Annotated in this window: 16 protein-coding genes; 2 read left to right on the top strand and 14 right to left on the bottom strand. The window is 70.9% G+C overall.

Annotated elements, in window-relative coordinates; all coding sequences use genetic code 11:
• Positions 1-116 precede the first annotated feature (116 nt).
• On the bottom strand, positions 117-1,565 hold the full coding sequence (locus AOZ49_RS30155; RefSeq protein WP_054479557.1) for an AlkA N-terminal domain-containing protein: 1,449 nt from the start codon (positions 1,563-1,565) through the stop codon (positions 117-119).
• A gap of 145 nt (positions 1,566-1,710) precedes the next feature.
• Between AOZ49_RS30155 and AOZ49_RS30150 the strand changes: the two genes are divergently transcribed.
• Positions 1,711-2,262 carry a methylated-DNA--[protein]-cysteine S-methyltransferase gene (locus AOZ49_RS30150; protein WP_197286802.1) on the top strand — a complete coding sequence of 184 codons (552 nt, stop codon included), beginning with the start codon at positions 1,711-1,713 and terminating at the stop codon, positions 2,260-2,262.
• 7 nt (positions 2,263-2,269) lie between these two features.
• On the opposite strand, the gene AOZ49_RS30145 is transcribed toward AOZ49_RS30150, so the two are convergent.
• The 13 genes from AOZ49_RS30145 to urtA form a co-directional block, all read right to left on the bottom strand.
• The gene (locus AOZ49_RS30145) at positions 2,270-2,875 is read right to left on the bottom strand and encodes a phosphatase PAP2 family protein (RefSeq protein ID WP_054479555.1); all 606 of its coding nucleotides are present in this window, start codon (positions 2,873-2,875) and stop codon (positions 2,270-2,272) included.
• 108 nt (positions 2,876-2,983) lie between these two features.
• Positions 2,984-3,409, bottom strand: a complete 426-nt coding sequence (locus AOZ49_RS30140) for a hypothetical protein (RefSeq protein ID WP_156333519.1) — start codon at positions 3,407-3,409, stop codon at positions 2,984-2,986.
• Positions 3,410-3,504: 95 nt separating this feature from the next.
• Entirely contained in the window at positions 3,505-5,472 is a 1,968-nt protein-coding gene (locus tag AOZ49_RS30135) for a sensor histidine kinase (RefSeq protein WP_231690484.1), read from the bottom strand.
• The gene (locus AOZ49_RS30130) at positions 5,382-6,065 is read right to left on the bottom strand and encodes a response regulator transcription factor (RefSeq protein WP_054479560.1); all 684 of its coding nucleotides are present in this window, start codon (positions 6,063-6,065) and stop codon (positions 5,382-5,384) included. The genes AOZ49_RS30135 and AOZ49_RS30130 overlap by 91 nt, the downstream gene beginning before the upstream one ends.
• Before the next feature lie 110 nt (positions 6,066-6,175).
• The gene (arsC, locus tag AOZ49_RS30125) at positions 6,176-6,604 is read right to left on the bottom strand and encodes an arsenate reductase (glutaredoxin) (RefSeq protein ID WP_054479553.1); all 429 of its coding nucleotides are present in this window, start codon (positions 6,602-6,604) and stop codon (positions 6,176-6,178) included.
• A 77-nt stretch (positions 6,605-6,681) separates the two neighbouring features.
• A complete protein-coding gene (locus AOZ49_RS30120) occupies positions 6,682-8,217 on the bottom strand; it encodes a PepSY domain-containing protein (RefSeq protein WP_054479551.1) in 1,536 nt (511 codons plus the stop codon).
• 8 nt (positions 8,218-8,225) lie between these two features.
• Positions 8,226-10,427 (bottom strand): TonB-dependent receptor, encoded by a 2,202-nt coding sequence (locus tag AOZ49_RS30115; RefSeq protein ID WP_054479559.1) that lies wholly within the window; start codon positions 10,425-10,427, stop codon positions 8,226-8,228.
• A gap of 167 nt (positions 10,428-10,594) precedes the next feature.
• A complete protein-coding gene (locus tag AOZ49_RS30110) occupies positions 10,595-10,993 on the bottom strand; it encodes a DUF2946 domain-containing protein (protein ID WP_054479549.1) in 399 nt (132 codons plus the stop codon).
• Positions 10,994-11,018: 25 nt separating this feature from the next.
• The gene (urtE, locus tag AOZ49_RS30105; RefSeq protein ID WP_054428613.1) at positions 11,019-11,717 is read right to left on the bottom strand and encodes an urea ABC transporter ATP-binding subunit UrtE; all 699 of its coding nucleotides are present in this window, start codon (positions 11,715-11,717) and stop codon (positions 11,019-11,021) included.
• Position 11,718: 1 nt separating this feature from the next.
• Positions 11,719-12,558: an urea ABC transporter ATP-binding protein UrtD gene (urtD, locus tag AOZ49_RS30100; RefSeq protein WP_054479546.1), complete on the bottom strand. Its 840-nt coding sequence runs from the start codon at positions 12,556-12,558 to the stop codon at positions 11,719-11,721.
• Positions 12,555-13,682, bottom strand: a complete 1,128-nt coding sequence (gene urtC / locus AOZ49_RS30095) for an urea ABC transporter permease subunit UrtC (RefSeq protein WP_054428611.1) — start codon at positions 13,680-13,682, stop codon at positions 12,555-12,557. Before urtC ends, urtD begins: the two co-directional genes overlap by 4 nt.
• Positions 13,679-15,310, bottom strand: coding sequence for an urea ABC transporter permease subunit UrtB (urtB, locus tag AOZ49_RS30090; RefSeq protein WP_054479544.1), 1,632 nt, complete (start codon positions 15,308-15,310; stop codon positions 13,679-13,681). Before urtB ends, urtC begins: the two co-directional genes overlap by 4 nt.
• A 21-nt stretch (positions 15,311-15,331) precedes the next feature.
• Positions 15,332-16,585 (bottom strand): urea ABC transporter substrate-binding protein, encoded by a 1,254-nt coding sequence (gene urtA, locus AOZ49_RS30085; protein ID WP_054428609.1) that lies wholly within the window; start codon positions 16,583-16,585, stop codon positions 15,332-15,334.
• A gap of 404 nt (positions 16,586-16,989) precedes the next feature.
• Between urtA and atzF the strand changes: the two genes are divergently transcribed.
• The coding region (gene atzF, locus AOZ49_RS30080; protein ID WP_231690483.1) for an allophanate hydrolase at positions 16,990-18,247 on the top strand (1,258 nt) is incomplete at its 3' end.

Below are 18,247 nucleotides of genomic sequence, written 5' to 3'. Positions count from 1 at the left end.
TGCGCGCTCGCGGGGGGGGCTAGAGGCTTTTCCGGAGATTGGCGGGTTTGGGTCTTGTTGGGCTGGGCCATCGGCGTGACTTGCGCTTGCATGGCGGCGCGGCCCGTTATTCCTTTTCAATATTCCGCCCACAGGTGCTGGGCCGCGTAGGCGCGCCAGGGGCGCCAGGTTTCGGCGCGGGCGAGGAGTTGGGCGGGGGTGTATTCACGGGCTTCGAGTTTTTCCAGGGCGCGGATCAGGCCGATGTCGGAGGCGGGGAAGGCGTCGGGTTCGCGCAGTTGGCGCAGGGCGATGTACTGGGCGGTCCATTCGCCGACGCCGCGGATCTCGCGCAGGCGGGCGACGGCGGTGTCGAGGCTGTCGGCGGCTTCGAACAGACGCGGGTTGGCCAGGGCGGCGGCGGCGACGGCGGAGAGGGTGGCGGCGCGGCTGCGGGGCATGCCGAGGGGGGCGAGGTCGGCGGGGGCGATGGCTTCGGGGCGCGGGAACAGGTGGGTCAGGTCGCCGTCGGGCTGGTCGAGCGGCTGGCCATGGGCGGCGACGAGCTTGCCGGCGAGCTTGATGGCGGCGCCGACGGTGATCTGCTGGCCGAGGACGGCGCGCAGCGCCAGTTCGAAGCCGTCCCAGGCGCCGGGCACTCGCAGGCCGGGTCGGGCGGCGGTGAGGGCGGCCATGACCGGGTCGTGGGCCAGTTGGGCGGCGAGCGCGGCGGGGTCGCTGGCCAGGTCGAAGACGCGGCGCAGGCGGGCGATGATGGCGGGCAGGGCGTGCAGCAGGGGGAAGCGCACGGTGGCCTGCAGCGCGTTGCCGGCGCCGGGCTCGACGCGGACGGTGCCCTGGGCGCCGTCCAGGCCGATGGTGCGGGTGTAGCTGTCATCGCTCACCCGTTCGATGCCGGGGATGGCGCGGGCGCGCAGGAAGGCCAGCATGGCGGGCCAGTCGTAGGGCGGACGGTAGCGCAGCAACAGCTTGATTTCGCCTTGCGGGCCGGCCGACACGTCGGGCTTGCCGGAGCGCCGCAGTTGGCCCGGCGGACGGCCGAACAGGGCCTGGAAGATCTCGTTGAAGCGGCGGATGCTGCCAAAGCCCGCGGCGAAGGCGATTTCGGCCATGGGCAGGCGGGTTTCGTGGATCAGCTGCTTGGCCAGCAGCACGCGGCGGGTCTGGGCCACGGCCACGGGCGAGGCGCCCAGGTGCTGGCGGAACTGGCGCCGCAACTGGCGTTCGCCCACGCCCAGGCGCGCGGCCAGCGCATCGACGCCGGCCTCGTCCAGCGCGCCCAGTTCGACCAGGGCCAGGGCGCGCGCGACGCTGTCGGGCAGCTCCCGGGCGGCGCCCGCGGCGGGCGCGGTTTCCGGGCGGCAGCGCAGGCAGGGGTGGAAGCCCGCTTCCTGGGCGGCGGCGGCCGTGGGGTAGAAGACGACGTTGCGCGACAGCGGGGTGCGCGCCGGGCAGACCGGGCGGCAGTAGATCCGCGTGGTCTTGACGGCGGTGAAGAAGCGGCCGTCGTAACGGGCGTCGCGCACGCGGATGGCGCTGTAGCAGGCATCATGGTCGAGGTTCATGGGGCCATGCTAGCGCCGGACGCGGGCGACCGGCTAGCGGTTTTCGGACACTGTTGTCACGCTCACTGCCATGTCCGGAATCCGCCAGCGCGATGCCGGCGGCCGGCCTATATTGGGCGCATTCCCACCGCATCCGGAGCCCGTCATGCCGATTCAAACCTTCACCCTGGAACGCGTTGCCACGCCCATCGGGCAGATGCTCGTGCTGACCGATGCGCGGGAATGCCTGCGCGCGGTCGATTGGCAGGATTACGAACCCCGCATGCATGCCTTGCTGCGGCGCCAGTACGGCCAGGGCGCGGTGCGGGTCGAGGACGCCGCGCGGGTCTCGGCCGCGAGCCGCCGGTTGCTGGCGTATTTCGAGGGCGAGGTCGATGCGATCGACGGGCTGGAGGTGGCGCTGGGCGGCACCGATTTCCAGCGCCAGGTGTGGCGGGCGCTGCGTGACATCGAGCCGGGAGAGACGGTCAGCTATGGCGTGCTGGCCGGGCGCATCGGGCGGGCCTCGGCGGTGCGCGCGGTGGGCATGGCCAATGGGGCCAATCCGGTGGGGATCGTGGTGCCCTGCCACCGGGTGATCGGCGCCGACGCGTCGCTGACCGGCTACGGCGGCGGCCTGCATCGCAAGCGCTGGCTGCTGGATCACGAAGGCCGCTGGCGCGCGGCCGCTGGCGCGCCGGTGGCGCGCGCGGCGTGAGAAACGGTCAGGCGCGGATCCAGCCGCGCGCGATGGGCAGCGCCAGCAGCTTGCGGTAGAGCCCCTGCAGCAGCAGGGTCAGCGGCGCGCCGACGCGGCGCCAGACCGGCATGACCAGCCCGGCCGCCACCGGCGCCAGCAGCAGGCCGCCGGCGATGTCCAGCGGGAAGTGCACGCCCAGGTAGACCCGCGACAGGCCGACCACGGCCGCCAGCAGCAGCGTGACATAGCCCCAGCCGGCCCAGCGCCGGTCGAAGATCAGCGTGAACGCCAGCGTGGCGAGGATGATGGTGTGGTTGCTGGGGAACGACGACGTGGCCTTGTGGGCGAAGAAGGCGTGGCCCAGGCCGAGGGTGAACGGCCGCGGGTGCGGCCACAGCGCGCCGCACAGGTAGCTGATGAACAGCGCCGCGCCGATGCCGGCCAGGGCCTTGAGCACCAGGTCGCGCTGCGCCTGCCCGCCCCACAGCCAGAGCGCGGCCAGAACGATGGGCAGCAATTGGATCAGCCGGTTGGCGACGATCAGGCCGGCCTGGATGCGCCAGGCGGGGCTGGCGGGATCGGCGTTGATCAGAAGAAACAGGGACTGATTAAGGGGTTCCAGGAATTCCATGACTCGTCATCTGACTGAAATTATTCGTCAGGCGCGATGGTAGACAGGTTTGCCGTCAAATCCCTTGCAAAATGCGGCGGAATCCATGGATTTACTTCTGGATGCGATTTAGCCGGTCTGGCCGGCCAGCCATTCGGCGGCGCGCGCCGGTTTGCACAGGTAGAGCGCGCATTCGGCGGCATCCAGTCTGGAGCGCGCCAGCGCCAGCAGGGGCCGGGCCACTTCCGGCGGCAGGGTCTCGGTGAACCGGTCGATGAACCCGGCCCCGGCCGGCGAGGGCGCGGGCGAGGCGTCCGCCTCGCGCAACAGGCCCAGCGCGATGCCATACAGCCAGGACGAAAACGGGCCGGGACCGCGCTCGCGCCAAGGCGCGGCGGCGGCGTCGAAGCCGGCGGCGCCGTCCGCCAGACGGCGCCGCAGCAGTTGCGCCAGCGGCTCCGCGTGGCGGCGCAGCAGGTCATGCAAGCTCGGCGCGGCGAGAGCCTCTCGCGAGACGTCTGGTGGGCGGCGGCGGTACAGCGAAGGCGTGGGCATGGACGGTCTGCGAAAAAAGCACGCCGGCGCGCCGCGAGGCGCGCCGGCCAACGCCGCATTACATCGGCCGCGCCGGTTTTTGGGTATCCCTGAAATCAGGTAATTGCCGCGCTGGCCGGCTGCGGCAGGGACAGGCGCGCGCACAGCCGCGTGCGGCCGGGCGCCGAGGCGATGTCCAGCGCGCCGCCGACGCGGGCGATGCGGGTGGCCATGCTGCGCACGCCGACGCTCAGGTTGGCGCGGTGCACGGCGTCGACGTCGAAGCCGACGCCGTCGTCCTCGATCTCCAGTTCCAGTTGGCCAGGCGCCGGCTGGCGCAGCGTCACGCCGACCCGCCGGGCGCGGCTGTGCTTGACCACGTTGGTCAACGCCTCTTCGATCAGGCGCGTCAGCGCCAGGCATTGCAGGGCCGAGGGCGCGCCGTCCCACGCGGCGGGCACGTCCCAGCGCACCGCCACGTCCAGTTCGTCGAACAGCTGGGTGTAGCGGTGGCGCAGCGGCGCGATCCATTCGCGCGGCGTGGCGGGCGGCGTCATGTCGGCGCTGGCGCCGTTGTCGATGGTCTGCCGCAGGTCGTTGCGCAGCAAATTGAGCATGGACAGGACCTGCCGGTTCCGCAGCGGCTCGCCGGCCTGCTCGACCGCCGCCGTCATGCGCACCAGCGAGCCGCCCAGGCCGTCGTGCAGGTCGCGCGCGATCTCCAGCCGGTCCTGCAGCCGGCTGTTGGCCAGCGCCAGCTCGTGCTCGCGCGCCAGGGTGGTGGCCAGCTCGGCGCGGGCGCGTTCGACCGAGATTTCCAGTTCCTGGTTGAAGCGTTCGATTCGCCGGACGCTGCGCGCATGGCGCAGGCCCAGCACGGCCGACATGCCGATCAGCACGGCGACGCTGGTGTAGGGAATGTAGGTGCGGCCGCCGTCGATGAGCTTGAGGATCAGCAGCAGGTCATGCAGGGCGGCGGCCAGGAAGATCACCAGGCAGGCGGCCAGCAGCATCTGCTCGCGGTCGCGGCTGCGCACGGCGTGCACGGTGCATTGCAGGCAGTTCAGGTAGAACAGCGCCGAGACCGTCAGCACGATGATGCGCTGCATGGTCGACACGGCCGCATCGGGCACGCCGAGAGCGGCGGCCAGCATCACGGCGACGGCGATCCACAGCGCCTTTTCCAGGCGCGGCCAGGACTGGCCGCCGAAGCGCCAGGTAAACAGGCAGAAGCAGGCGATGTGCAGCGTCAGCGCGACGGTATTGGCGCGCGCCGCCATCAGGGTGGTGCCGAACGGCCAGGGGCTGACGGCCAGCACGTTGGCGCAGAACAGCACCCAGAAGAACGCGGTCAGCGCGTACCAGCCGTGGCTCGATTGCCGCGGCTTCATCGCCCACAGCAGGAAGAACAGCGCGCCCAGCGTGGCCGAGATCACCAGGTTGACCAGAAACAGGTCGCGGTTGCGCCACCAGCGCAGGTCGTGTTCGCGCGCCAGCGCTTCGGGTTCGCCCAGGTAGACCGGACCCAGGCCGGGCGTCTGGCCGGCCACGCCGGTCACGCGTATCCAGAGGGTGTTGGCGCCGTCGCGCACCGCGGATTCGGGCAGGCGCCAGTAGCGCGGCATGTTCCAGCTGCGCGACAGCGGCTCTGCCAGGCTGGCGTCGCGCCACAGCAGATCGTCGTTCAGGTGGATCTCGCCGGCCATGACGATGGACTCGACCGCCAGCGCGGCCTGGCCCGCCGGCGCGCCGTCGCAGCCATGGCGCCAGTCGATGCGGTACCAGACCACGCCGGTATGGCCAGGCCAGCGGGCGTCCCAGTTGTCGGGTAGCGCGACCGCCTGCCACGCCGGGCCGTCCGCGGGCCGTTCACCGCCGGGGCCGGCGAGCGCGGCGCGCACGCCGGTCACTTGCGCCACGCAGGCCGGGGAGGCGTCCTGCGCCAGGGCCGGCGCGGCCAGCAGCGCCAGCCAGGCCAGCAGCGCCAGCCACGTCAGTCGAGCAAGCCGCGCGAGCGCGCCGTGTGGATCGCGCGGGTGCGCGAGGAGACGGCGAGCTTGCGGTAGATGTGCTTGATGTGGCATTCGACGGTGTAGCGCGACAGGTACAGTTGCTCGGCGATTTCACGGTTGCCCAGCCCCTCGGCCACCAGTCGCAGGATCTGCCCTTCGCGCGGGCTGAGCGTTTCGCCCGCGTCGGCGGGCGCGGGCTGGGCCGGCGCGGGGCGCATTTCGGCGATGATGCGGCGGGCCACGAACGGATCGATCGGCGCGCCGCCGCGCAGCACGCTGCGCAGCGACAGCAGCACTTCCAGGTCGTCGCGCTCCTTGAGCACGTAGCCGGTGGCGCCGGCGCGCAGCGCGGCCAGGATGGCGTCTTCGGTGCTCCAGGCCGAGATGACCAGGATCGCCAGCGCCGGGTCGGCGGCGCGCAGCTCGGCGATCAGGTCGATGCCGCTGCCGTCGGGCAGGCCCAGGTCGATCAGCGCCAGCGCGACCGATTCGTCGGCCGCGCGGCGCCGCGCCTCGGCCAGCGAGGCCGCGAACAGCAGCGCGTCGGCCGGGTAGCCCAGCTGCCCCAGCAGCCGTTCCAGCCGGCGGCAGACCAGCGGTTCGTCTTCCACCACCAGGGCCGGGGCGGGCAGGGCAAGCGCGGAGACGGGCGGCAGGTCGGTCATGGCGGCGGACAGGGGAGCCACGGGCGAATTTGCCCGCATGGCATTTTGCCGGCCTCTCTCCGGGCTGGCTATCCCTGAAACTGGGTAGGCGGCGTCGCGGGACGGCGCGCTCACTTGGCGATGCGCTTGCCCTGGGCGTCGATCACCGCTTCGCCGTCTTCCTTGGTGAAGGCGCCCTGCTGCGGCGCGGGCAGGATGTCCAGCACCAGTTCGGACAGGCGGCACAGGCGCGCGCCCAGCGGGGTGCTGACGAAGGGGCGGTTCAGCAGGATGGGGTGGGCCTCGATGGCGTCCAGCAGGGCGTCGTCGCTCAGCGAGGTGTCATCCAGGCCGAGTTCGGCGTAGGGCGTGCCCTTTTCGCGCAATGCGTCGCGCACCGTGATGCCGGCGCGCTTGAACAGCGCCTTCAGGTCGGCGCGCGAGGGCGGCGTTTCCAGGTACAGCACCACGGTCGGCTCGATGCCGGCATTGCGGATCATGGCCAGCGTGTTGCGCGAGGTGCCGCACTTGGGGTTGTGGTAGATGGTGACGTCGGACATGGCGCTTTCCTTGCGATGGTGCGGGGACAAGGCAGGAGCATAGTGCATTCCCGCCCGGTCCTCGCCGCCGCCCGGCCTCAGGCGCGCAGCTTGCGGCCCAGCCGGCGCCAGCCGATCACCACGCCGGTCAGGCTCAGGGCCGCGCCGCCCAGGCTCAGGAACACCAGCAGGATGTCCCACAGCGGCCGCCGCGTCAGCAGGCCGGTCCAGTCCCAGCTGTGCAAGAAGGCGAACAGCCAGCGGCTGGCGCGGTTGCCGCGGTCCTGCCGGCTCAGCACCTGGCCGGTGCGCGGGTCCAGGTAGACCCAGCTGGCCTGCGGGTCGTCGAACACCAGGCGCCACACCGGCAGCGGCTTCTCGATATGGCCGAGCATGGCGTGTTCGTCGCGGCCGTAGTAGTAGAAGTCGTAATGGCCCAGCACCTGCAGGTCCGTCAGGGCTGCGCCGGGCACCAGGCGAGCGGCGGCCGCGCGCAAGGCCACGGGGTCGAGCGTGACGGGCTGCGCGTCGGCGGCCGACAGCAGCCGCGGCGCGCCCGGGCCGTTGCGGGCCAGCACCAGGTCGCGGCCGTCGACGCGGGTCCAGCGCAGTTCGCGCGGCGCGGCGGGCAGGGCGGCGATCAGCGCGGCGGGCGGCGCCTGCGGCGCGGCCGCGTCGTAGGCGCCGCCCGCGTAGGCCGATTGCGCCAGCGGCGCCGCGCCGCTGCTGAACACCTTCCACGGATTCATCGACATCAGCCCGCTGAAGATCCAGGTGAGGGTGATGCCGGCGAACATCAGGCCGGCCAGGTGGTGCCAGCGCATCATGTTCTCGCGGTAGGGCGAGCGGCTGCCGCTGGCGTAGGGCCGCGTGAAGCGCCAGCGCAGGATGCCGACCACCGTGCCGGTCAGCGCCACGGCCACGCCGGCCACCGACAGCCAGACGACGATGTCGTGCCACCACGGATCGAAGAGGTTGCCGCGGAACGGATACAGCCAGTGGATCCAGGCGCCGACGTAGTTCCACAGCCGTTCGCGGCGGGTGGCGTCCAGCACCACTTCGCCGGTGGCGGACGAGACGTACAGCCGGGTGCGGGCGGGATCGTCCAGGTCGATGCGGTGCAGCGGCCGGTGCATGTCGAGCGCGCCCGAGTGGGTGTATACGTCCTCCTCCACCTCGCCCTGGTAGTGCGCGGCGTACTGGCCGTCGAACCAGGCCGCGGCGCTGGCGGTGGCGACCGCGGCGTCGGCGCGCGGCAGCAGCGCGCCGCTGGCGGCATCCACCACCTTGGGCGCGCGGCCGCGGCCCATCGGCACCAGGTAGACCGGCGCGCCGCCGCGCAGCGCGGCCAGGCTCAGGCCCGCCATGTCGCTGGCGCCGGCGGCGGCCAGCGCCTGGGCCGGCGTGGCGGCGACGCGGGCCGGGTCGAGCGGCGCCAGGTGTGTCATGCGTTCCTGCGGCGTGAGCTTGGGGTAGCCCACGTACATCATCACCACGCCCGAGATGAACCACATGGCGAAGAACAGGCACAGCACGATGCCGGCCCAGCGGTGCGTCAGGTACAGCCAGCGCTTGGCGCGGGTGGACCACGGCACGGGCGCGGGCCGGCGGCGGGGGGAGGGGATGGCGTCCATGGCTGTCCTCAGAACCGCGCCTGCAGCGTCAGTTCGAACGAGCGCGGCGCGCCCAGGTAGAACATCGGCGTGCCGCTGACGTTGGCCGCGTACACCTTGTCGGTCAGGTTGCGGACCCGGCCGGTGATGGTGAAGTGGCGGTCGATGCGATGCGACAGCGCCGCGTCGAACACGGTGTACGACGGCGCCCAGACGGTGTTGGCGGCATCGGCGTAGGCGCGGCCGACGTAGCGCGCGGCCAGGCTGGCGTTCCAGTCCGGCAGGAAGGCGTAGTCGATCCAGGCGTTGGCCACGCGCCGCGGCGTGTTGGTCGGCACATTGCCGTTGCGCGAGACGCGCACGCCGCCGACCGTTTCCGAGAAGTCGTCGTACTTGGGGTCGACGAAGGCGACGTTGGCCTGCAGCGACAGGGGGCGCGTCAGGCGCAGCCCGCCGGCCAGTTCCAGCCCGCGCGCCGACTGCTGGCCCACCGGGACGCTGACCGCCGGGTTGCTGGCGTCGGGCGCCGAGATGTTCTTGCGCGTGATCTCGTAGGCGGCGACGGTGGCCGAGCCGCGGCCGTCCCAGAACTCGAACTTGCCGCCCACTTCCTTCTGCGTGCCGGTGGTCAGCTTGTCGTTGTTGAGCACGTCGGCGAACGAGGCGGTGGCCATGATGCCGGACGGGGGATCGGCGGCCGTGGCGTATTGCGCGTAGAGCGAGGCCCGCGGCGTGATGGCCCAGTTCAGCGCCAGCCGGCCGGTGGTGGGCGAATAGCTGCGCGAGGCCGAGGCCGGCGAGCTGGCGGTGACCGCGCGGCGGTTGGTCAGGTCCAGGTCGATGAAGTCCTTGCGCAGGGCCGACACGATGGCCACGCCGGGCAGCACCTCGGTGCGGTTCTCCAGCGTGAAGGCCAGCGTCCGGACGCGGTTGTCGCGGTCCGGGTTGTGGCCGCGCGTCATGCCGGGGATGTCGTAGAAATAGCCCGGCTGGAAATCGTACGGATCGACCGCGTCCACCGTGGCCGGCAGGCTGGTGGGATAGCGGGTCTGCTTGTTCACGCTCAGGTCGGCGCCGAACGACCAGCTGGTGGGCAGGCCGGCCAGCGTCGATTCGACCAGGCCTTCGACGCGGTTGCCGATCAGGCTCTGTTCGTGGCGCTGCAGCAGCGCGCCCGAGCGCAGCACGCGGCTGTTGGCGGCGTTGTAGCGGTAGGTCTCCAGGTTGCGGAAGTCGCGTTCGGCGCGGTAGTAGTACAGCGTGTTCTTGAACGTGACGCCCGGCGCCGCGCGCCATTCCGTGAGCGAGCGGGCCCACAGCACCGACTGCTCGTACAGGCCGTCGTCGACGTTGTAGTTCTTGAAACGCGTGCCGCCGCGGATCTGGCCTTCGCCGCTTACCTTGCCGTTCGCGCCCACCGTCAGCGGCGTGCCCCAGTAGGGGCGGTCGACGCGTTCGCGCTGGTACTCGAAGGCCCAGGTCTGCGTGACGTCGTCGCCCAGGTCGGACAGCAGCGAGGCCGCCACCTGGGTGGAATTTGACCGCTCGCCGTCGACCCAGCCGTGGCTGGCGGTGGTGTTGGCGTCGATGCGCAGGTAATGGCCGCGTCCGCCCGGCGAGCCGGCCAGCTGCTGGTTGATGCCGACCGACGCCTGGCGCGTGTCGAACGATCCCAGGCGCAGCTGGCCCTCATAGAACGTGTCGCGCTCGGCCAGCTTGGTGACGTAGTTGATGGCGCCGCCGACCGCGCCGGCGCCGAACAGGAAGGTCGACGGGCCGCCGATGGCCTCGACCCGGTCGTAGATCCAGCTGTCGATCGGCCGCGCGGCCACCGAGTCGTACTGCACCGAGATGCCGTTGAACAGCTGCGACACCTGGCCGCCGCTGAAGCCGCGGTAGCTGACGGCGCCGGCCATGCCGGGAGGCGCGGCGTTGTTCACGCCCGGGATGCCGCGCGCGATGTCCTGGGTGTTGAGCGCGCCGCGCGCCTCGATCTGCTGGCGCGAAATGACGGTGACGGAAGCCGGCGTGTCCTTGATCCGCAGGCCGAGGCGGCTGCCGGTGCCGTCGATGCGCTCCAGGTTGATCGGGCCGTTGGGCGAGTCCTCGGCGCGTTCGCCTTCGACCCGGGTCGGGGCCAGGGTCTCGATGGCGGGTTCAGCGGTCAGCGCGAACGCGGGGTTGGCCGCGCAGGCGCCGGCCAGCAGGGATGCTGCGTAGTTTTTTTTCATGGTCCAGGCCGGCGGGGCCGGCATGCACGCTCGCGCGGGCGCCGCGGTCAGGGGGCGGCGAAAAGGCGCGGGCGCGGGGTCTCCAGGGCGTCGCCGCCGGAAACGGGCGGCGCGGGCTCGGGCGGAAGCGGCGCGGCGGCCGTCCGCGGGGGACGGCGTGCGCGCGCTCAGGCCGCGGGCGGGGCGCGCGGCTGGGCCGCGTGCCAGGCGTGGAGCGGGTGCGAGGCGCGGTAGAACAGCGCCGGGTAGGTGACGCCGCCGCTGGCGGGCGCCGGCAGCACGGTCAGGGAAGCGGGGGGAATGCCGAGATCGGCCTGCGGATTGCGGCAGAACGGGCAGTGGCTGCTGTCGCCATGATGGGCGGCGTGGTCGCCGGCGCCGTCATCGCTCTGCACCTCGATGGTCAGGGACGAGCGGCCGTCCGGGGCGCAGTAGTCCACCGTGACCTGGCGGCTGGCGTTGGGCAGGTGATTGCCATGCGCCAACGACGGAACCAGCGACGCCCACAGGATCGCGATCAGGGCGATCCAGGCGTAGCCGCGGTTCAGGAAGAGGGCGAGGTGCATGACGGCGCATTATATCCAAGCCTTTTCAGACGGAAAGATGGCGCCGCACGTCCTCCCCGTCGATGGCGGCGCGGTCGCCGCTGGCCACCACCTCGCCGCGCGACAGCACCACGAAGCGGTCGGCCAGCTCGCGGGCGAAGTCGAAGTACTGCTCGCACAGCAGGATGGCGATGTCGCCGCGTTGGCGCAGCATGTGGATGACGCGGCCGATGTCCTTGATGATGGACGGCTGGATGCCCTCGGTCGGCTCGTCCAGGATGATCAGCCTGGGCTCGGCCACCAGCGCGCGGGCGATGGCCAGTTGCTGCTGCTGGCCGCCGGACAGGTCGCCGCCGCGCCGCGCCAGCATGCTCTTGAGCACCGGGAACAGCTCGAACACTTCCTCCTTGATGCGGCGCGCGCGGGCGGCCGGCTTGGTGGCCATGCCCATCAGGATGTTCTCTTCCACCGTCAGCCGGGCGAAGATGTCGCGGCCCTGCGGCACGTAGGCCATGCCGCGCGCGGCGCGCTGGTGTGGCGCCAGGCGGGTGATGTCGGCGCCGTCGAAGTCGATGGCGCCGCGCGCCACCGGCAGCACGCCCATCACGCACTTGAGCAGGGTGGTCTTGCCGACGCCGTTGCGGCCCAGCAGCGCCAGGCATTCGCCCTGGTTCACGGCCAGCGACACGCCGCGCAGGGTGTGGCTGCCGCCGTAGTACTGGTCGATGGTGTTCACGTTCAGCATGTCAGCGCCCCAGGTAGACTTCGATCACGCGCGGGTCGGCCTGCACCTTGGTCATCGGCCCCTCGGCCAGCACCGAGCCCTCGTGCAGCACGGTCACCTTGCCGTCGCCGGCGATCTGGTTGACGAAATCCATGTCGTGCTCGACCACCATCAGCGAATGGCGGCCGCGCAGCTCGTTGAGCAGTTCGCCGGTGCGCTCGGTCTCGGCATCGGTCATGCCGGCCACCGGTTCGTCCAGCAGCAGCAACTGCGGCTCCTGCATCAGCAGCATGCCGATCTCCAGCCATTGCTTCTGGCCGTGCGACAGCAGGCCGGCGGGGCGGAAGGCCTCGGGCCGCAGCCGGATCAGGTCGAGCGTCTCGCCGATGCGGTCGGCCTGCGCGCCGGTCAGGCGCGCGAACAGCGTGGGCCGCACGCGCTTGTCGGTCTTCATCGCCAGCTCCAGGTTCTCGAACACCGTGTGCTGCTCGAACACGGTGGGGCGCTGGAACTTGCGGCCGATGCCGGCGTGCGCGATCTGCGCCTCGCTCAGCGTGGTCAGGTCGATGCTCTGGCCGAAGAACGCGGTGCCGGCGGTGGGGCGCGTCTTGCCGGTGATGACGTCCATCATGGTGGTCTTGCCGGCGCCGTTGGGGCCGATGATGCAGCGCAGCTCGCCCACGCCGATGTCCAGCGTCAGGTCGTTGAGGGCCTTGAAGCCGTCGAAGCTGACGGTGATGCCCTCCAGGTACAGGATGGCGCCGTGGCTGGTGTCCAGGCCCTTGGGGCTGACGCGGCCGTAGCCGGCGTCGCCGCTGGGGCCGCCATCCAGCATGGCGCTTTCGGTATGGGTGCTGGTCATGCGCGTCGCTCCTGGTAGCGGGCGGCCAGTCGCCGGGCCAGGCCGACGATGCCGGTTGGCAGGAAGAGGGTCACCAGCACGAAGATCAGGCCCAGCGCGTACAGCCAGAATTCGGGCAGCACGCTGGTGAACCAGGTCTTCAGGCCGTTCACGGCGCCGGCGCCGATGATGGGGCCGATCAGCGTGCCGCGGCCGCCGGTGGCCACCCAGATCACCATCTCGATGGAGTTCTCGGTGGACATCTCGCTGGGGTTGATGATGCCGACCTGCGGCACGTACAGCGCCCCGGCGATGCCGCACAGCACCGCCGACAGCGTCCACACGAACAGCTTGAAGCCGAGCGGGTCGTAGCCGATGAAGCGCAGCCGGCTCTCGGCGTCGCGCACCGCCGTCAGCACCCGGCCCAGCTTGGACTGGGTGACGGCGCGCGCCAGCACCAGCGCGCCGGCCAGCGCCGCCAGCGTGATCCAGTACAGCGCGGCGCGGGTGCCCGGCGCGGTGATGTCGAAGCCCAGGATGCGCTTGAAGTCGGTGAAGCCGTTGTTGCCGCCAAAGCCGGTGTCGTTGCGGAAGAACAGCAGCATGGCGGCGAAGGTCAGCGCCTGCGTGATGATGGAGAAATACACGCCCTTGATGCGCGAACGGAAGGCGAAGTAGCCGAACACGAAAGCCAGCGCGCCGGGCACCAGCACCACCAGCAGCATGGCGTACCAGAAGTGCTCGGTGAAGGCCCAGTACCAGGGGTAGTCCTTCCAGTCCAGGAACACCATGAAGTCCGGCAGGCGGCTCTGGTAGACGCCGTCGTGGCCGATGGCGCGCATCAGGTACATGCCGTGGGCATAGCCGCCCAGCGCGAAGAACAGGCCATGGCCCAGCGACAGGATGCCGGCGTAGCCCCACACCAGGTCCAGCGCCAGCGCCGCCAGGGCGTAGCACATGAACTTGCCCAGCAGCGCCACCGCGTAGGCCGAGATGTGCAGCGGATGGCCGGCGGGAAACGCCAGGTTCAGCAGCGGCGCCAGCGCCAGCAACAGCACGCCCGCGGCCAGCGCGGCCCAGGCACGGCCGCTGAACAGGGGGCGGCGCGCCAGCAGGTTGAGATCGGTCAGCGCGGTCTGCTTCATTCGACGCTCCGGCCGCGCGGGGCGAACAGGCCTTGCGGCCGCTTCTGCACGAAAAGCACGATGAGCACCAGGATGGTGATCTTGGCCATGACCGCTCCCGCGTAAGGCTCCAGGAATTTGTTGACGCCGCCCAGGCCCAGCGCGGCGATGACGGTGCCGGCCAGCTGGCCGACGCCGCCCAGCACCACCACCATGAACGAATCGACGATGTAGCCGCGGCCCAGGTCCGGGCCCACGTTGCCCAGCTGCGACAGCGCCACGCCGGCCAGCCCGGCGATGCCCGAGCCCAGGCCGAAGGCCAGCATGTCGACGCGGCCGGTGGGCACGCCGACGCAATCGGCCATGCGCCGGTTCTGGGTGATGGCGCGCACGAACAGGCCGAGCCGGGTGTGGTTCAGCAGCGCCCACACCAGGAACACCACGAACAGGGCGAAGCCGATGATGACCAGCCGGTTGTAGGTCAGCACCAGGCCGCCCAGCACCGTGAAGCCGCCGGACATCCAGCTGGGGTTGCCCACCTCCACGTTCTGCGCGCCGAACAGCGTGCGCACGCCCTGCATCAGCATCAGGCTGATGCCCCAGGTGGCCAGCAGCGTTTCCAGCGGCCGGCCGTAGAGCCAGCGGATGACGGTGCGTTCCAGCGCCATGCCGACCAGCGCGGTGACCACGAAGGCCAGCGGCAGCGCCGCCGCCACGTACCAGTCGAGCCAGCCCGGCAGCCAGGCGCGGAACGCCGTCTGCACCAGGTAGGTGACGTAGGCGCCGATCATCAGCAGCTCGCCGTGCGCCATGTTGATGACGCCCATCAGGCCGAAGGTGATGGCCAGCCCCAGCGCCGCCAGCAGCAGCACGCTGCCCAGGCTGAGGCCGTAGAACAGGTTGCCGGCCCACTCGATGGTGGCCAGGTGGCGGTCGATGCGCTTGAGCGCGTTGGCGGCCGCCTCGCGCACGCCGGCGTCGGGTTCGGCGTAGACGCCGTCCTGCTGTTGCGTCAGCGCCGCCAGCGTCGGCCGGAAGGCGGCGTTGTCGGTGCGGCCGAGCAGATCGACCGCGTGGCGCCGCACCGCGGGGTCGGCGCTCTTGAGTTCGAGATTGGCCTGCGCGATTTCCAGCGCGGCGCGCACGGCCGGGTCCTTTTCGGCGGCCAGCGCCTTCTCCAGCAGCGGCAGGCGCGCCGGATCGCCGGTCTGTTGCAGGCGGCGGGCGGCGGCCAGTCGTTCCTGCGGGTTGTCGGAGAACAGCCGCGAGCCGGCCAGCGCCGCCTCGATCGCGCGCCGCAGCCGGTTGTTGATGCTGATGGAGGACGCCTCGGCCGGCAGCGCCAGGGCCGCGCCGGAGACCGGATCGGTGGCCTGGCCCTTGCCGTCGCCGATCAGCACGCGGCCGTCCGGCAGCGCATACAGCTGGTCGCTGCCCAGCGCCTGCAGCACCGCGGCCGCGCCCGGGCCGGTCTGCTGGCCCAGGGCGGCGATGGCCTGCAGCCGGGCGTCGGTGTCGTCGCCGGCCAGCGGCGCCAGCAGCGCCGGGTCCACGCCCGGCGCGGCCGCGTGGGCGGCCAGCGCCGGCGCGGCCAGCAGCCATGCAAGCAGGAGGTGACGCAGGAATTTCGCGATGACCGCATTCAGCATGGCTGCGCTTCCGGTTCCGGTTTAAAGGCCTTGCTTGCTTTCGTTGCCCGGGATGTAGGGGCTCCACGGTTGCGCGCGGATCGGGCCCTTGCTCTTCCAGACCACGTTGAACTGGCCGTCCGCCTTGATCTCGCCGATGTAGACCGGCTTGTGCAGGTGGTGGTTGGTCTTGTCCATCTCGATCGAGAAGCCGCTCGGCGAATTGAACTTCTGGCCGCCCATGGCCGCGATCACCTTGTCGACGTCGGTGGTCTTGGCCTGCTCGACCGCCTGCTTCCACATGTGGATGCCGATGTAGGTGGCTTCCATCGGGTCGTTGGTGACCACGGTGTTGGCGTTGGGCAGGTTCTTGGCCTTGGCGTAGGCCTTCCACTTCTTGATGAATTCCTCGTTGACCGGGTTCTTGATCGACTCGAAGTAGTTCCAGGCGGCCAGGTGGCCCACCAGCGGCTTGGCGTCGACGCCGCGCAGTTCTTCCTCACCCACCGAGAACGCCACCACCGGCACGTCGGTGGCCTTCAGGCCGGCGTTGCCCAGTTCCTTGTAGAACGGCACGTTGGAGTCGCCGTTGATGGTGGAGATGACGGCGGTCTTGCCGCCGGCGGCGAACTTCTTGATGTTGGCGACGATGGTCTGGTAGTCGGAATGGCCGAACGGGGTGTAGACCTCGTCGATGTCGCTGTCCTTCACGCCCTTGGAGTGCAGGAAGGCGCGCAGGATCTTGTTGGTGGTGCGCGGGTACACATAGTCGGTGCCCAGCAGCACGAAGCGCTTGGCGCCGCCGCCGTCTTCGCTCATCAGGTATTCCACGGCGGGAATGGCCTGCTGGTTGGGCGCGGCGCCGGTGTAGAACACGTTCTTCTCCAGCTCCTCGCCTTCGTATTGCACCGGGTAGAACAGCAGGCCGTTCAGTTCCTTGAACACCGGCAGCACCGACTTGCGCGACACCGAGGTCCAGCAGCCGAACACCACCGCCACCTTGTCCTGCGACAGCAGCTGGCGCGACTTCTCGGCGAACAGCGGCCAGTTCGAGGCCGGGTCGACCACCACCGCTTCGAGCTTCTTGCCCATCACGCCGCCGTTGGCGTTGATCTCGTCGATGGTCATCAGGGCCACGTCCTTGAGCGACGTCTCCGAGATGGCCATGGTGCCGGACAGCGAATGCAGGATGCCGACCTTGATGGTGTCTTCGGCGGCGAACAGTTGCGGCGTCCAGCCCGACATGGCCAATAGGCTCGCGGCGGTCAATTGCTTGAGGACTAGTCTGCGTTTCATGGTGACTCCTGGATGGGAAGAAGCCGGCGACGCCGGCAATAACGGTCTCAAAGCCTGGGGCTGCATCCAACTACCTCTGCGCGCGGCCCTGCCGAAGCAAGGGCGTGACCAGGACTCAAAAGCAAAAGGCGTGCCAGGCGCATCGCGGGCGCGATGCGCTGTATGGAGCGATAGGGAAAGGGGCATGCCGGCGGTGGCGGCGGGACGACGACGGCACGGTTCAATCTGGTGCCGCGTGCACAAAATCGGTGCGGACCTTGCCCGCTCCGGGTGCGGCGGCCGCGCGCGCGAGGCGCCCGGCGTGGCGCCGCCGCCCGGCGCGCGCAGTGGCGGCGCGGGGCGCGGCGCACATGGCACGCGTATTGCTTGGGAATCCGTACTTGTATACAAGAGAGGATTCCAGCATGAATGCCGTAGCAACGCAGAAGGGCCCCATCGGTTGGACGATCGCGCAATGGCAGTCGGCCTATGACGACGGGGCCACGCCCGACACGCTGCTGGGGCCGCTGGCCGCCGCGCCGGGCGACGCCGCCGACAACGCCTGGATCACGCGGGTCGACGCGCCGGTGCTGGCGCGCCAGCTCGACGACCTGCGCCTGCTGCTGGCCGCGGCGGGCGGGGATCGCGCCCGGCTGCCGCTGTACGGCGTGCCGTTCGCCATCAAGGACAACATCGACGCGGCCGGCTGGCCGACCACGGCGGCCTGCCCCGCGTTCGCCTACACGCCGGACGAAGACGCGACCGTGGTGCGGCGCCTGCGCGCGGCCGGCGCCATCCTGATCGGCAAGACCAACCTCGACCAGTTCGCCACGGGCCTGGTCGGCACCCGCTCGCCGCACGGCGCGGTGGCCAACAGCTTCAACCCCGACTACATCAGCGGCGGCTCCAGCTCGGGGTCCGCGTCGGTGGTGGCGCGCGGACTGGTGGCGTTCTCGCTGGGAACCGACACGGCGGGCTCGGGTCGGGTGCCGGCGGGCTTCAACAATATCGTCGGCCTGAAGCCGACCAAGGGCTGGCTCAGCACCGCGGGCGTGGTGCCGGCCTGCCGCACGCAGGACTGCGTGTCGATCTTCGCGTTGACGGTGGACGACGCCGAGCGCGTGGCCGGCATCGCCGGCGGCTATGACGAGCGCGATCCCTATTCGCGCGCACAGCCGGCCGGCGCCGCCGCGCCCTGGCCCGCCACGCCGCGGCTGGCCGTGCCCGACCGGCTGGAGTTCTTCGGCGACGCCCAGGCCGCCGCCGCGTTCGAGGCGGCGGTGCAGGCGCTCAAGGCCGGCGGCGCCGAGGTCCAGGCCATCGACTTCGCGCCGTATGCCGAGCTGGCGGCGCTGCTGTACCAGGGGCCGTGGGTGGCCGAGCGTTTCGCCGCGGTCGAGGCGCTGTGGCGCGACAAGCCCGAGGCCATCCACCCGGTGGTGCGCGGCATCGTCGAGGGCGCGGCCAACTACGACGCGCTCGACGCCTTCAAGGCCGAATACCGCCGCGCCGAACTGACGCGCCGCATCCACCAGTCGCTGCAAGGCTTCGACGCGCTGGTGGTGCCGACCTCGCCGTCGATCTACACCATCGCGCAGTTGCAGGCCGACCCGGTGCGGCTCAATACGCAACTGGGCATCTACACCAACTTCGCCAACCTGGCCGACCTGTCGGCGCTGGCGC

This window comes from Achromobacter sp. 2789STDY5608615, assembly GCF_001298995.1.
Taxonomy (GTDB): Bacteria; Pseudomonadota; Gammaproteobacteria; order Burkholderiales; family Burkholderiaceae_B; genus Achromobacter; species Achromobacter insuavis.
This window is presented reverse-complemented; position numbering and strand designations above follow the sequence as displayed.